14 protein-coding genes are annotated in these 14871 nt (G+C 56.6%); 13 read left to right on the top strand and 1 reads right to left on the bottom strand.

Annotation, left to right across the window (positions count from 1 at the left end; genetic code table 11):
- Positions 1 to 218 (top strand): gliding motility-associated C-terminal domain-containing protein (locus LW884_07795; GenBank protein MCE3008230.1); only part of this gene is annotated, 218 nt, incomplete at its 5' end.
- Between the two features lie 113 nt (positions 219 to 331).
- Here LW884_07795 and msrA read toward each other — a convergent pair.
- Positions 332 to 973 carry a peptide-methionine (S)-S-oxide reductase MsrA gene (msrA, locus tag LW884_07790; protein MCE3008229.1) on the bottom strand — a complete coding sequence of 214 codons (642 nt, stop codon included), beginning with the start codon at positions 971 to 973 and terminating at the stop codon, positions 332 to 334.
- A gap of 98 nt (positions 974 to 1071) precedes the next feature.
- Between msrA and LW884_07785 the strand changes: the two genes are divergently transcribed.
- The 12 genes from LW884_07785 (at position 1072) to LW884_07730 (ending at position 14777) form a co-directional block, all read left to right on the top strand.
- Positions 1072 to 1929, top strand: coding sequence for a hypothetical protein (locus LW884_07785; protein ID MCE3008228.1), 858 nt, complete (start codon positions 1072 to 1074; stop codon positions 1927 to 1929).
- Positions 1930 to 2081: 152 nt separating this feature from the next.
- On the top strand, positions 2082 to 2789 hold the full coding sequence (locus tag LW884_07780; GenBank protein MCE3008227.1) for a succinate dehydrogenase cytochrome b subunit: 708 nt from the start codon (positions 2082 to 2084) through the stop codon (positions 2787 to 2789).
- Between the two features lie 10 nt (positions 2790 to 2799).
- Entirely contained in the window at positions 2800 to 4710 is a 1911-nt protein-coding gene (locus LW884_07775) for a fumarate reductase/succinate dehydrogenase flavoprotein subunit (GenBank protein MCE3008226.1), read from the top strand.
- A gap of 10 nt (positions 4711 to 4720) precedes the next feature.
- Positions 4721 to 5494, top strand: coding sequence for a succinate dehydrogenase/fumarate reductase iron-sulfur subunit (locus LW884_07770; protein MCE3008225.1), 774 nt, complete (start codon positions 4721 to 4723; stop codon positions 5492 to 5494).
- 87 nt (positions 5495 to 5581) lie between these two features.
- Positions 5582 to 6616 carry a DUF6089 family protein gene (locus LW884_07765; GenBank protein ID MCE3008224.1) on the top strand — a complete coding sequence of 345 codons (1035 nt, stop codon included), beginning with the start codon at positions 5582 to 5584 and terminating at the stop codon, positions 6614 to 6616.
- A 99-nt stretch (positions 6617 to 6715) separates the two neighbouring features.
- Positions 6716 to 7456: an isoprenyl transferase gene (locus LW884_07760; GenBank protein MCE3008223.1), complete on the top strand. Its 741-nt coding sequence runs from the start codon at positions 6716 to 6718 to the stop codon at positions 7454 to 7456.
- A complete protein-coding gene (gene bamA / locus LW884_07755) occupies positions 7456 to 9933 on the top strand; it encodes an outer membrane protein assembly factor BamA (GenBank protein MCE3008222.1) in 2478 nt (825 codons plus the stop codon). The genes LW884_07760 and bamA overlap by 1 nt, the downstream gene beginning before the upstream one ends.
- Positions 9934 to 9957: 24 nt before the next feature.
- Positions 9958 to 10488, top strand: a complete 531-nt coding sequence (locus LW884_07750; protein MCE3008221.1) for an OmpH family outer membrane protein — start codon at positions 9958 to 9960, stop codon at positions 10486 to 10488.
- A 40-nt stretch (positions 10489 to 10528) separates the two neighbouring features.
- Positions 10529 to 11128: an OmpH family outer membrane protein gene (locus tag LW884_07745; protein MCE3008220.1), complete on the top strand. Its 600-nt coding sequence runs from the start codon at positions 10529 to 10531 to the stop codon at positions 11126 to 11128.
- Positions 11129 to 11276: 148 nt separating this feature from the next.
- Entirely contained in the window at positions 11277 to 12095 is an 819-nt protein-coding gene (murI, locus tag LW884_07740) for a glutamate racemase (GenBank protein ID MCE3008219.1), read from the top strand.
- Positions 12096 to 12163: 68 nt separating this feature from the next.
- Positions 12164 to 13540: an adenylosuccinate lyase gene (gene purB / locus LW884_07735; GenBank protein MCE3008218.1), complete on the top strand. Its 1377-nt coding sequence runs from the start codon at positions 12164 to 12166 to the stop codon at positions 13538 to 13540.
- Positions 13541 to 13898: 358 nt separating this feature from the next.
- Positions 13899 to 14777 carry a choice-of-anchor J domain-containing protein gene (locus tag LW884_07730; protein ID MCE3008217.1) on the top strand — a complete coding sequence of 293 codons (879 nt, stop codon included), beginning with the start codon at positions 13899 to 13901 and terminating at the stop codon, positions 14775 to 14777.
- Positions 14778 to 14871: the final 94 nt, after the last annotated feature.

Here is a 14871-nt window from a genome sequence, read left to right as displayed (position 1 = left end):
TGCACGACACCTACCCGCCCGCCAGCTACCTGGATGGCGCCTACCGCCTGCAGGTCTTCAACCGCTGGGGCCAGCTGGTGTACACGGGCAGCCAGCCCTGGCGTGGCACGGACGGCAGCACCGATGCGCCCGAGGGTACCTACGTGGTGCACATCCAGGTGCCCGACTGCCAGGGTGGCACGCGCGAGTTGATCCGTACGCTGATGCTGGTGAGATAGGGGTTCAGTCCCCATAGGCCCCAGCAGGTGGCTCTTTTTTGCACCTTCCGTAGAATACTAGATAAGAACAAGATGCCGCCCACAAGAAATCTCACAGCGGGGCATGCCACCCGCTAGGGGGTCTGCTTGAGTTTGTCGGCGAACACCTTCTTGAATTTCTCCACCTTGGGGGTGATTACATAACTGCAGTAGGGCTGGCTGCCATGCTGGTTGTAGTAGTTCTGGTGATAGTCCTCTGCCACACTGAAGTTACTGATCGGGCTAATCTCCGTTACAATGGGGTCTTTCCAGATGTGGGCCTTGTCCAGCTTTGCGCGGTAGGCCTCGGCGGTTTCTTTTTGTGCCTCGGTGTGGTAAAACACAACCGACCGGTACTGCGTCCCCACATCATTGCCCTGGCGGTTTAGGGTAGTGGGGTCGTGCGTCTTCCAGAATATCTCCAGCAGTTCGTCATAGCCAATTACCTTGGGGTCGTAGTCCACCTGCACTACCTCGGCATGGCCGGTGGTGCCCCCGCACACCGCCTGGTAGCTGGGGTTTTTTACGTGTCCGCCGGCGTAGCCAGCGCGCACCCGCAGCACCCCTGCCGTGCGCTGAAAGATCGCCTCTGTGCACCAGAAGCATCCGCTCCCGAAGGTGGCCGTTTCCGTACCTGCTGGTAGGTCCATATCTGCATTATAGGAATAAGTATCCGTTTTCTCCTGTGCCTGGCAGGCCAGGCAGCCTGCCAGTAGCCCAAACAATATCTGTTTCATGTCCAATAAACGGATATTTGGATAGAATGGTGCAGTTTCTAGCGCTATGTACCGGTTTCTCTCGCTCACACAGTGCCCGAAAAGCCTAGCTTTGCACCATGGCGTTATCCTTTGTACTACAGGTGTACGGTCGGCCCGACATCTATGCACAGGCGCACTACTGCCTGCATAGCCTCTACCACCAGCTGGGCGATGCCTGGGCGCAGTGGCCCATCCGGCTGTATACGGATCAGCCCGAGGCACTCGCCCGGCAGTATGCCGCTTGGCCACACATCCAGCCGGTGGCCCTCAGCCCCGGGCAGCTGGCCGACTGGGCGGGGCCCCAGCAGTTTGTGCACCGGGTAAAGCTGGAGGTGCTACGCCACGCCGCCCGAGAGGGGCACGCCCTTTTTTACCTGGATACCGATACCTTTTTTGTGCAGGACCCGCGCCCGGCCCTGGCGGCCATCGAGCAGGAGGGGGTTTTCTATCAGCATGAATACGAGTACAGCCTGGCCCGGCCCAACGGCATCCTGCCCCGCAAGGTGGCACGCTTTGCGCGTAGAAACCGCTTTACGCTGGTAGGCGCGCCCCTGCAAATAGGCCCGGATACCGAGATGTGGAATGCAGGGGTAATAGGCCTGCCCCCGGGCCGTGCAGACCTGCTGGGCTGGATGCTGGCCCTGACCGATGTGCTGTATGCTGCCTACCCCAAGCATGTGATGGAACAGCTGGCAGTGAGCTACGTGCTACAGCAGGCGGGCCCACGCAGGCCTGCGGCTCCCTTCCTATACCACTACTGGCAGCATAAGCCCGGGGTGATGGCCCACATTGGCCCCTACCTGGCCGGCCACGGCAGCTTTGCCGCGCGTGCCGAGCTGTATAGTGCGCAGCAGGCGGATCTACAGTCCTGGCTGGCTGCTCAGGCCGACCCGGCCCGGCCCCGACCCGGCTGGAGGCGCCTGATCGGACTGTGATGTGCCAAACCTGGATACCTGGGCGGGCATTTTATTTAGAATGAATCTAAATTTCGGACGTGTTCCCGAAATGCCATCCCCGCGCCCCTTTTGGTTTGTAGGTTTGTATTGAAATTGGCTTGTATCTTGTTCGCATAAAAAGATAAAAGAAGATGGAAGTAAAAGTAGATCGGCCCATACTCCGGGCCAGTATCGGTAAGAAAGTGCTGATGGCGACCACAGGCCTTGGGCTTTGCCTGTTTCTCGTTGGCCACCTGAGTGGCAACCTGATGCTGCTGAAGCAGGACGGTGGACGCGCTTTCAATGAATATGCCGAGTTCATGGCCTCCAATCCGGCCATCTATCTGGCCGAGGCGGTTATCTTTCTCGCCTTCTTTCTGCACATCGTACAGGGCCTACGCCTGGCCATGCAGAATAGCCAGGCCCGCCCGGTAAAGTATAAGCGCAATGCGGGTGCTGCCAACAGCACCTTCTACAGCCGCTTTATGAAATGGAGCGGCATCCTGCTACTGATCTTCTTGATTCTTCACCTATTCGGCTTCTTTGTGAAGTACAAGGTACTGGGCCTGTGGGAGCAGAATGGTTTTGCCCCCGGCGATCTGTATTCGGTAGTAGTCTTCACCTTCACCGCAGGTAATTTAGGGATGGTGTATTCCATTTTCTACATCCTGTCCATGGTTTTCCTCTCCTTCCACCTGGCACATGGGGTGCAGAGTGCCACCCAGTCTCTGGGCTGGCAGGTAAACAAGAAGGTAACCCAAACGGTGCAAGCCATTGGCTACGGCTTTGCCATACTGGTTCCGGCCGGCTTTGCCGCCGTGCCCATGTATTTCCTTATTGCAAGTTCCGGCTTATTTTAACCTCACAGTTATGGCTATCCTGGATTCAAAAATACCCGACGGCCCCCTGGCCGACAAATGGACCAAGCACAAGGGTTCCATCAAGCTGGTGGCTCCCCACAATAAGCGGAAGCTGGACATCCTGGTGGTAGGCACCGGCCTGGCAGGTGCTTCTGCTGCCGCCTCTCTGGCCGAGCTGGGCTACAATGTGAAGGTATTTACCTACCACGATAGCCCGCGCCGTGCCCACTCTATTGCAGCCCAGGGTGGCATAAATGCGGCCAAGAACTACCGGAATGACGGCGATAGCATCCACCGCCTGTTTTATGATACCGTAAAAGGAGGCGACTTTCGTGCCCGCGAAGCCAATGTGCACCGCCTGGCCGAGGTATCGGTAAACATCATAGACCAGTGCGTGGCCCAGGGCGTACCCTTTGCCCGCGAGTATGGCGGCTACCTCACCACCCGCTCCTTTGGGGGCACCCAGGTTAGTCGTACCTTCTACGCACGGGGCCAGACAGGCCAGCAGCTGCTACTGGGTGCCTACAGTGCCCTGAACCGCATGATCGCTACCGGCCAGGTGCAGAGCTACACCAAAACCGAGCTAATGGACATTGTGGTGGTAGACGGCGTGTGCAAGGGCATCATAACCCGAGACCTGGTGAGTGGCAAGGTGGAGCGCCACTTTGGCCACGCAGTGCTGCTGTGCACAGGCGGCTACGGCAATGCCTACTACCTGAGTACCAATGCCAAGCACAGTAATGCTACCGCTGCCTGGCGTGCCCACAGGAAGGGCGCCTACTTTGCCAACCCCAGCTTCGTACAGGTACACCCCACCTGCATACCCGTTAGCGGCGACTACCAGAGCAAGCTGACCCTGATGAGCGAGAGCCTGCGAAACGATGGCCGCGTGTGGGTGCCCAAGCAAGCAGGAGACAAACGGCACCCCAACAGCATTCCAGACTCGGAGCGCGACTATTACCTGGAGCGAATCTATCCCGCATTCGGCAACCTGGTGCCCCGCGATGTGGCCAGCCGAAACGCCAAGTATCAGTGCGATGAGGGCAAAGGGGTGGGAGAGAGTGGCCTGGCTGTCTACCTGGACTTTCGCGATGCCATACAGCGCCTGGGGCGCGATGTGATAGAGGCCCGCTATGGAAACCTCTTCGAGATGTATCAGAAGATAACCGACGAGAACCCCTATGAGGTGCCCATGCGGATCTACCCCGCTGTGCACTACACCATGGGGGGCCTGTGGGTAGACTATAACCTGATGACCAACATACCCGGGCTGTTTGCCCTGGGTGAGGCCAATTTCTCTGACCATGGCGCAAACCGCCTGGGTGCCAGTGCCCTGATGCAGGGGCTGGCCGATGGCTATTTTGTGATCCCCTACACCATAGGCGACTACCTGGCTGGGGTGGACTACAAAAAAGACGACATCGCCGGGGCTGCCTACCAGGATGCGGAACGCGAAACCACCGAGCGCCTGGAAAAGCTGCTCAGCATCCGTGGCAGTAAGACGGTGGATGAGATACACCGCCAGAGTGGTAAGATCCTGTGGGACAACTGCGGCATTACCCGCAACGAAGCCGACCTAAGCGCGGCCTTGGATCAGTACCGTGCCCTGCGCGAGGTATTCTGGAAGGACGTGAATGTGCAAGGCAGTGCTGCCAGCCTGAACCAGAGCCTGGAAAAGGCCAACCGAGTGGCGGACTTCCTGGAACTGGGCGAGCTGATGATAAAGGACGCCCTGCACCGCAAGGAAAGCTGCGGCTGCCACCTGCGCGAAGAATATATGAGTGCCGAAGGCGAGGCTGTGCGCAATGACGACGACTACGCCTATGCGGCAGCCTGGGAGCGGCGGGGAGATGACTGGGAGCTCCACAAAGAGCAGCTAACTTTCGAAAACGTGAAACTGGTACAACGTAGCTATAAATAGTAAAGGAGCCATGAACAAAAAGATTGATATCACCGTAGAAGTATGGCGCCAGCCCGATGCCAAGGCGAAAGGAAGCTTTGAAACCTATCCGCTGAAGGACATCTCTACCGACATGTCGTTCCTGGAGATGCTGGATGTGCTGAATGAGCAGCTGATTAAGAGCAACAAGCAGCCTGTGGAATTTGAGCACGACTGCCGAGAGGGTATATGCGGTAGCTGTGGTATGTACATAAACGGACGGGCACACGGGCCACAGGCACTCACCACGGCCTGCCAGCTGCACATGCGTGCCTTCAAGGCGGGCGATCACATTGTGGTGGAGCCCTGGCGTGCTCGCGCCTTCCCGGTGGTAAAGGACCTGGTGGTAGACCGCTCGGCTTTCGACCGTATTCAGCAGGCTGGTGGTTTTGTGAGCGTAGACACCGGCACTGCCCCCGAAGCCAACCAGATTCCGATTCCCAAGCCGATCTCCGACTTTGCCTTTGAGGCTGCTGCCTGCATAGGCTGCGGTGCCTGCGTAGCTGCATGCAAGAATGCCTCGGCCATGCTCTTTGTATCGGCCAAGGTAAGCCACCTCTCGCTACTGCCCCAGGGCCAGCCTGAAAAGCGCGAGCGTGTGCGCTCCATGGTTGCCCAAATGGATGCCGAAGGCTTTGGCAACTGTAGCAATACTGGCGCATGCGAGGCCGAGTGCCCCAAAGGCATCTCGCTCACCCACATCGCTCGCATGAATCGCGAGTATCTATCCGCCAAGCTGGGCCAAAGACAATACGACAAGGCATAAGTTTTTTTGTTAGAACTTTCCCTGCTATTTGAGTGCCCTGTTATTGATTTTTTATATCTTTGGCCACAACGTAAAATCCGCATTCGTATGCGATTGATAAAAAACCTGGCTCTACTAACTTTTCTGCTGCTCTTTGCTACGCAGGCACACGCACAGCGGCGCTACAACTACTTTAGTGCCGGCCTAGGCATTGGGGTGTCTCACTATCAGGGCGATCTGGATGATAACGGGTTCGACTTCTGGAACGCGTTTGATGGAGAGGAAAAAATAGGAAATCCCATTGTGCTACTGCGCCCGGGTATGACTGCTCAGCTGAACTACCATTTCCACCCCCACATGTTTGTACGCTTTGCGTTCAGCCAGGGCTGGATAGGTGCCAAGGATAAACTGAGTAATGAGCCTACACGCGAAGTTCGAAACCTCAGCTTCCGCTCGCACATTACAGAGGTGAGTGCGCAGTTGGTGTATGAGTTTTTCGCCACACAGCGCCACTACCGCTATCGTCCCAACTGGAGCCCCTATATCTTCACCGGTCTGGCTGTGTTTAACTTTTCGCCCAAAGCGCAGCCAAGTCAGGAATGGGTAGATCGATTCCCCGGTCTTTTTGAAAGCACCAACGAATGGGTGCCCCTACAGCCACTGGGCACAGAGGGCCAGCAGCTGAATGACCCCAACGGTGCCTACAACACGCCCTATTCCCTAACGCAGATTTCTATCCCCTTTGGGTTTGGCGTACGCCGAAAGCTGAACGACCGTATGGACATCCGCTTTGAGATGGGCTTCCGTAAGACCTTCACGGATTACCTCGATGACGTATCCGGAGATATTGCTCCCCAAGACTTCCAGTTTGCCAACGGCCAAGTGCGTCCTACAGCTGCTTACGTACCCTTGCAGGAATTCTATGATCAAGGCCAGATCAAGGCTGCCCTGTTTAGCGATCGTAGCGTGTATAATGCCTTTGGCACAGCCCTGGATCCCGATCCCATAAGCGGAGAGCGGCCCGGTGCCTGGCGCTTTGCGGGAGAGATACGGGGTAATAAGAATAACCAGGACTGGTATTCCTTTACTACCATCACCCTGTCCTACATCCTGGATAAGCCCGAGCGCTGCCCGAAATTCTAACGTTTTACTTAAAAAAGCTTTAAACGGGCGTACAGTTCAGTGCTGTGCGCCCGTTTTGTTTGGGTTCTGCTATCTTTGTGCCGCGCGACACCCAATCGTATGACAGAGCCCGTATTGGACCCCCACAAGATGCCTCGGCACGTGGCCATCATCATGGATGGCAATGGCCGATGGGCCAAGCAGCGGGGTAACCTACGGGTCTTTGGGCACAAGTCGGCCCTGAAATCTGTGCGCGATGTGGTAGAGGGCTGTGTGCAGATCGGCATACCGTATCTAACGCTCTACACCTTCAGTACCGAAAACTGGAATCGACCCAAGACCGAAATCAATGCACTGATGCAGCTGCTGGTAAGTGCCCTGCGCAGGGAGGCAAATCTCTTGCATGAAAACGGCGTGCGGCTACGGGTCATTGGCAACCTGGAAGCGCTGCCAGGCAGGTGCCAGCGCGAGCTACAGGAGGCCATGGCGCTAACCGATAAAAACCAGGCCCTAACCCTAACCCTGGCCCTCAGCTATGGCAGTAGGGCCGACTTGGTACAGGCCTGCCAAGCGCTGGCGCGCAAAGTACAGCTGGGCCAATTGAAACCAGAGGAGATTGATAGCGCCCTTGTAAGCCATCACCTCAGTACGTCCTTTATGCCCGATCCGGAACTGCTTATACGCACCAGCGGCGAAATGCGCCTCTCAAACTTCTTGCTCTGGGAGATTGCCTACAGCGAGCTGTATGTGTGCGAAAAGCTATGGCCAGACTTTCGGCGCGAAGACCTTTTCGATGCCATTCGGCACTACCAGGCGCGAGAGAGGCGCTTCGGAAAAACCTCAGAACAGTTGCAAGCCTAATGTCAAAACGCGTTCGCATCTGGCTGGTGCTAGTCAGCCTGGCGCAGGTAGTATGGGCCCAGGATGTACTATCTCCCGGCACCTATGTATTAGCAGGCATTGCCATTGAGGGCAACGGCAGCACCATCAGCGAAGACGCCGTGCGTTCGCTGAGCGGCCTCACGCTGGGCCAGAGCATTGATATACCCGGCGAGCAGTTTGCCGATGCCATCCGGAATATATGGAAGCAGAACGTCTTTGCCGATGTACAGATCCGCATAGACCGGCACGAGGCACAGCGCCTCTTCATCACCCTGGTGGTGGAGGAGAAGCCCCGAATCTCGAAATACGCCTTCCGGGGTATCAAAAAGGGGCAGGCCGATGACCTGCGCGAGAACATAAAGCTTGTGCGTGGCCAGCGCTTTACCGATGCCAAGCGCCGAAATGCCATTCGGGTCATAAAAAGCTACTTCCAGGAGAAGGGCTATTACCAAACACAGGTGGATGTGGAGGTGGAAAAGGACCCCAACAGCCCAGAGGGCATCATTATCCTGCTCAAGGTAGACAAGGGCAAGCGCTACAAGGTGGCGGATATCCGCATAAATGGCCTCAGCAAGTTCTCAGAGAGCCAGCTCCGTGGCGTAATGACCAATACGAAGGAGCGTCGCATCTACCGGATTTTCAAGCGCAGCAAGTTTGTGCCCAAGGAATTTGAGGAAGACAAGCAGGCTATACGCGATTTTCTGCACGAAAAGGGTTATCGAGATGCTGATATACGCCGTGATACGGTGTATGCGCTGCCAGGTAGGCGCAGGGTAGCGGTGGAGATGGACATGTACGAGGGTAGGCAGTATTTCATCCGGAACATCACCTGGCAGGGCAACGTGAAGTACACCACCGGAACCCTGGATACCCTGCTGAACCTGGAGAAGGGTGATGTGTATAGCGACAAGGAGCTGCAAAAGCGGCTGTATGCCGATCCTGCGGGCTTTGACATCAGCAGCCTGTATCAAGATCAGGGCTACCTCTTCTTCCGCGTAGAGCCGGTGGAGCTGGCTGTGGCAGGAGACTCGGTAGACCTGGAGATGCAGATCTTCGAGGGGCCTATCGCCTACTATGATCGGATCATCCTGGAGGGCAATACCGTAACCAGTGACTATGTGGTGATACGGGAACTGCGCACCCTGCCGGGCAACCGCTTTAGCCGGGCCGAAATCATCCGTAGCCAGCGCGAGCTGATCCAGCTGGGCTACTTCAATGAGCAAACCCTGAATGTAGTGCCAGAGCCCAATCCCGAGAAGGGAACGGTAGACATTAAGTACCAAGTGGAAGAAAAGGCCAATGACCGCCTCTTCTTCCAGGCTGGCTGGGGTGGCCGGGTACAGGCAAATAACGGAAACAACATAGGCGGGGGCCTGGTAGGCACCATAGGCGTTACGCTGAATAACTTTAGTTCCAGGCGCATCTTCAAAAGAGGCGGGTGGCAGCCAGTGCCCAAGGGAGATGGCCAGCAGCTTACGCTACAGATGCAGGTAAACGGCCGCGGATTTCAGAACTACAGTATTGGTTTTGTGGAGCCCTGGTTTGGTGGCCACAAGCCCAATAGCCTGGGTATCAATACCAACTACAGTATACAGAGCGTACCCTCCAGCCGGTTTAGGGTAAATATCTACGGACTATCGGTAGACCTGGGCCGGAGGCTGAAGCTGCCGGATGACTACTTCCGCTCTTTCACCACCCTGGGCTACCGCTACTACCACGTACGAAACGCTCAAAACTTCTTCCCCGCTGTGCCCAATGGCTTCATCAACATCTTCAGCATTCGGCAGACCATAGACCGGACCAGCACAAACAGCCCCATCTTCCCCACTACGGGCTCTTCCATCTCACTGTCTGTAGAGTTCACCCCTCCCTACTCGGCATTCAATAACACCAACTATGACAAGGTGGAGTCTGAGTTTCGCTACCAGTTTCTGGAGTTCCACAAGTGGAAGTTCAGGGCTGAGGCCTATATGCGCCTGACCAAGGGTAAGCTGCCGCTGGTACTCTACCCCCGTGCCATGTTCGGCTTCCTGGGTGCCTATAATCGACAGCTGGGTGTATCTCCCTTTGAGCGCTTCTACATAGGCGGCGATGGCCTGGCGGGCTTCAACCTGGATGGCAGAGAAATCATAGCCGGCCGCGGCTACGAGCAGTTCCTCAGCCCGAATGGCGGGGGCACCGTGTACAGCAAGTACACGCTGGAGCTACGGCAGCCCGTGGTGCTATCGCCCGCCGCCAACGTGTGGTTTCACACCTTCCTGGAGGCCAGCAATGGATGGGCTAGTTTCAGCGATTTCGATCCCTTCGAAATGTACCGCGCTGGTGGCGTGGGCATTCGCCTGTTCCTGCCCATGTTTGGCTTACTTGGCCTGGATTTTGCTATGCCTTTTGATGAGCAGGTACCCGGAAGGGGTTTGCCCAATCGCTTTCACTTCCTTATTGGCCAGCAGTTCTAGTTTCACCCAATCCCCCACACCATCATGAAACGTTTGGTTTTTCTATTTGCACTGAGCCTACTGGCTGGCGCAGCCCAGGCTCAGAAGTTTGGTTACATTGATAGTCAGCGTATCCTTGGCCAGATGACCGAGTATAAAGCCGTGCAGCGCGAAATGGACGACCTGGCCAAGAAATGGCAGGAAAATCTGGATGCACAGTACGCTGCCATCGAGCAAAAGTATCAGGACTACCGCGCCAAGGAGGTGCTACTGAGCAAGGAGGATAAAAAGCGCCTGCAAGACGAAATCATGCAGCTGGAGCAGGAGGCAAAGACCTTCCAGAAAGAAAAATTCGGCTACGACGGCGAGCTCTTCAAGCAGCGCGAGGAAAAGATGAAGCCCATACAAGACAAGATGTACGAGGCCGTAAAGCAGATAGCCGCTGAGCGCCGGCTGGATGTGGTGATGGACCGTGCGGGCTCGGCTGTGCTCTTCTACGCCGATCCGCGCAACGACCTCTCTACAGCCGTAATGCAGAAGCTGGGTGTTACCCCCGGTACCGATTCCGCCAAATAAACTATCTTTGTCCTCATTTTTTCCTGAAGTCGCATTTGCAATGAAAAAACTCCTTATCCTGGCTCTGCTGCTTATGCCTGGCATGGCCCTGCTAGCACAGATGAAAATAGGCTACACCAATGCCGAGGTGGTGCTGCTGATGATGCCCGAATACAAGGGCATAGACCAGCAGCTGCGCACGCTACAGCAGAAGTACCAGGAGAACATCAACATCAAGCAGCAATACCTGCAGAGTAAGTACCAGGAGCTACAGGAGTTTTCGCAGAGCGCTGCGGCCACCCAGCCCGAGGTGCAGAAGCGCCAGGAGGAGCTGGTGAAGCTGCAGGAGGAGATAGAGGGCTACATAGGCGATGCCGAAGGCCAGATGCAGAAAAAACGCAGCGAGCTGCTAGAGCCCCTGGCAGATAAGCTGAAGGCAGCCATAGACGGAATTGCCAAAGAGAAAGGCTATAGCTACATCATCAATGCCACGCTGGGCGGCGGATCGGTGCTGCTGTATCAGCCCGAGGAGCACGATATTACCATCCCCCTGCTGGGCAAGCTGGGTGTGGAGGTAACCCCCGAGCTGGAGAAACGCCTGAAGGGAGAGGGAGGCCTGCCCGAGGCTACCACCCCCGAGAGCGGTACGGGCGGCAAGTAGTCCGTCTCCGCTGGTACCTCCTCTTTTTCGTGCCCACTGCGGGGGCAGAGAGGGGGGATAGGCAGAAGGCTGCACCTGTCCTCAGTCGCTTATCGATTTCGTTTAGTAGCGCGTAATCAGCAAATCAAGCAGAAAGCACGCAAGGACAATGAATGACAGCAGGCCCATTGGGGTGTTTGATAGCGGGATAGGGGGGCTTACCATTGTGCAGACCCTGATGCAGGAGCTACCGCAGGAGCAGATCCTCTATGTAGGCGATACCGCCCACCTGCCGTACGGAGACAAGAGTCCGGCACAGGTGCGCTCCTATGCCACCGCCATTACCCAATATCTGGTGAGCCAGGATGTAAAGGCCATTGTGATAGCCTGTAACACGGCCACGGCCGTTGCCCTGGATGTAGTGCGGCAGGCCGCGGGCTCCATCCCCGTGTACGAGGTGATCAGCCCGGCGGTACAGGCAGCCCTGGCAGTCAGTAGCAGCAAGATTATTGGTGTAATAGGCACGCGCACCACGGTAGCAAGTGGTGCCTACCAGGAGCGTATACATCAGCTGGAGCCCAATGCCCAGGTGATCACCCGGGCCACCCCCCTGCTGGTGCCGCTTATCGAGGAGGGCTGGAAGGATACCCACGTAATGCAGGAGGTGCTGGCTACGTACCTGGACCGCCGCTATTTTGCCTCTATCGACAGCCTGGTGCTAGGCTGCACCCACTACCCCATGATCGCCCGGCAGATACAGCAGCTGCTGGCCCACAGCTTTCCGGCGGGGGTGTCCGTTATCACCTCTTCGGCAACCGTGGCCGCAGAGGTGGCCACAGACCTTGCCCAGCGTGGCCTGCTCCGCAGCACACCCGATGTTCCCCGCCACCAGTTCTGGGTAAGCGACCTTACACCCGGTTTTCAGGACCATGCCAGCTTGTTCCTGCAGCAGGACGTGCAGCTGCGTGCACTCCGGCTAGGCAGCTAGCCCCCAGGGCAGTGGCCCCATCCCCCCGCCCCGCCCGTACCTACAGGGGAGCTTTGCTATATTTGCGGATGGAACTACAAGCCCTCACGGCCATCGGCCCACTCGATGGCCGCTATCGCAGTAAAATCGAAGAACTAGCCCCTTACTTCAGCGAATTTGGGCTGATTCGCTACCGCCTGATTGTCGAGATCGAATACCTGATGGCGCTAGACCAGCTGGGCCTGCCCCAGATGCCCCCCATCAGCGCACCCGACAAGGAAATCCTGCGCCAGGCCTACCGCGACTTTAGCCCCCAGGAGGCCGCCGCCATTAAGGCCCTGGAGCGCACCACCAACCACGATGTGAAGGCCCTGGAATACTGGATAAAGGAACAAATAAGCCGACTGGACGACCTGAGCGAAAACCAACGCGCGCGCCTGAGCGAGTTTGTACACTTTGGCCTAACCAGCCAGGATGTAAATAACACGGCTGTGCCCATGCTGCTGCGCGATGCCCTGCAGCAGGTGTATCACCGGGCCATGAGCCAGGTGCTGAAGGCCCTGCACAGCCTGGCCGTGCAGTGGAAGGATGTGCCCATGCTGGCCCACACCCACGGCCAGCCGGCCAGCCCCACCACTGTGGGCAAGGAGCTGTACGTGTTTGTAGACCGGCTGACCAAGCAGTTTGCCAGCCTGCGCACCCTGCCCTTCCCGGCCAAGTTCGGGGGTGCTACGGGCAACTTCAATGCCCATCAGGTAGCTTATCCGCATATCGTCTGGCGAGACTTTGCCAACCGCTTTGTGAACCATACCCTGGGGCTGGAACGCAGCCAGGCCACCACACAGATAGATCAGTACGACGGCCTAAGCGCGATATGGGACAATCTGAGGCGCATCAATGTCATCCTCATCGACCTGTGCCGAGACCTGTGGACCTACATCAGTATGGACTACTTCAAGCAGAAGATTGTGCCCGGAGAGGTGGGTAGCAGCGCCATGCCGCACAAGGTAAACCCCATCGACTTCGAAAATGCCGAGGGAAACCTGGGCATTGCCAACGCGCTATTTGACCACCTGAGCAACAAGCTGCCGCTGAGCCGCCTGCAGCGAGACCTGACCGACAGCACCGTGCTGCGAAACATAGGGGTGCCCATAGGCCACAGCCTGCTGGCACTCAGCAGCCTGCAGAAGGGACTGAGCAAGCTGGAGCTGAATGCCAGCCGTATAGAGGTAGCCCTGGAGGCCAACTGGGCCATACTGGCCGAACCCATACAGACCATCCTCCGCAGAGAGGGCTACCCCAAACCCTACGAGAAGCTGAAGGAGCTGACTCGAACCGGCGCCCACATCGGCAGGGCCGAGATCCAGGCGTTTATTGAAACCCTGGATGTACCCATGGAGGTGAAGAACGAGCTAAAGCTGCTTACACCCGCCACCTATACCGGCGATGCCGGGCAGTACCTGTAGCGGGTGCTGCGTTTTTTGGGGCCCTGGGCCTTCTGCTTCTTTAGCATGCGCACCAGCTCTACAAGGGGGCTGGTGTTTTACATTACGTAGAAGTGCAGGTTCCCTACGCCCTGTGCCAGCAGCTCCAGGTGCTGTTTGCAGGTATAATTTACGCTCAGCTACACATTAACTGAATGTATCGAACATTTTAGGTCTCGTTTTATTTAGGTATTGATTTTTCTTTCTATATTTGGTTTACGTCTATCTCAAGTGTAATACGCTGCATATGGCTGTAATCTACTCTTTTCGCTTGCGCTTTCTTTTTCTGGCAATTTTTTCGTTTGCATCTGTTTTTGGGGGATCTGCCCGAGGAGATGTTTTGCTGAGCGAGAGTTTCAATACAGCTGGCGGTAATACCCTGCCGGCGGGCTGGAGCCGCATAGCCCAACAGGGGAGTGCCAACTGGGTGGTGCAGAATTTTCCGGTGCTAAGCAGTGGCTCTGGCAGCTATTACCTGCAGCTCACCGATCCTGACGCGGGTGCCCCAAACACGGTGGAACTACGGCTGCCTGCCATCTCCACACAGGGACGTAGTAACCTGAAGCTCTCCTACTACAGCCGCTGGGACGGCATAGAAGGTCGGGTTGGGCGCGTACAATACAGCCTGGACGGTGGCGCTAGCTGGACCAATATTCGAACAACCCCCTACGACAACAACAAGTTTCCCAGCCCACTACCTGCGGGCCTTACCCAGGAGATACTGCCGCTGCCGGCAGCAGCCGAAAACCAGGCCAGTGTGCTGATCCGCTTCTGGTTTACCGACAACAACAATACGGGTACCATGCAGTGGCAGCTGGACGACATAGTAGTGTACGCCGACAATGATATTGGCATTGTGGATATGCTTACGCCCACGCGCCCTGCCTGTGGCTTCTCCTATGGTGCTGCCGAGCCCATCCGGCTCCGCCTCCGCAACCACAGCAACGAGTCCATCACGCTCCAGAATCTGCCGATCAACGTAGTCATCAGCGGGCCCACGTCTGCTGTGTATACCGATGTTATTTTCACCACGCCCACGGTGATAGCCCCTAGCACGAGTGTAGACGTAACGCTGCCCACTACTGCTAATATGCAGCTAGACGGAACCTATACTTTTATCATTGAAGCCGACCTGGCGGGCGATGGCTATTTGGCAAACAATGTATTCACCCGCAGCGAGACCCAGGTGATCGTGCTAGCCGATAATTTGTACTACTAGCCTTCATGTCTTTCATTCTGGGTTGATGTTTTTGGATTTTGAGAGCTGAATTTTCGAACTGTTTCAGCTGGCCTCAGTCCATTGTTTCGATATC

This window comes from Bacteroidota bacterium (assembly GCA_021300195.1).
In the GTDB taxonomy this organism is placed as follows: Bacteria; Bacteroidota; Bacteroidia; order J057; family JAJTIE01; genus JAJTIE01.
Note: the sequence above shows the minus strand (reverse complement) of the source record. Positions and strands in the feature narration are given on the sequence as shown.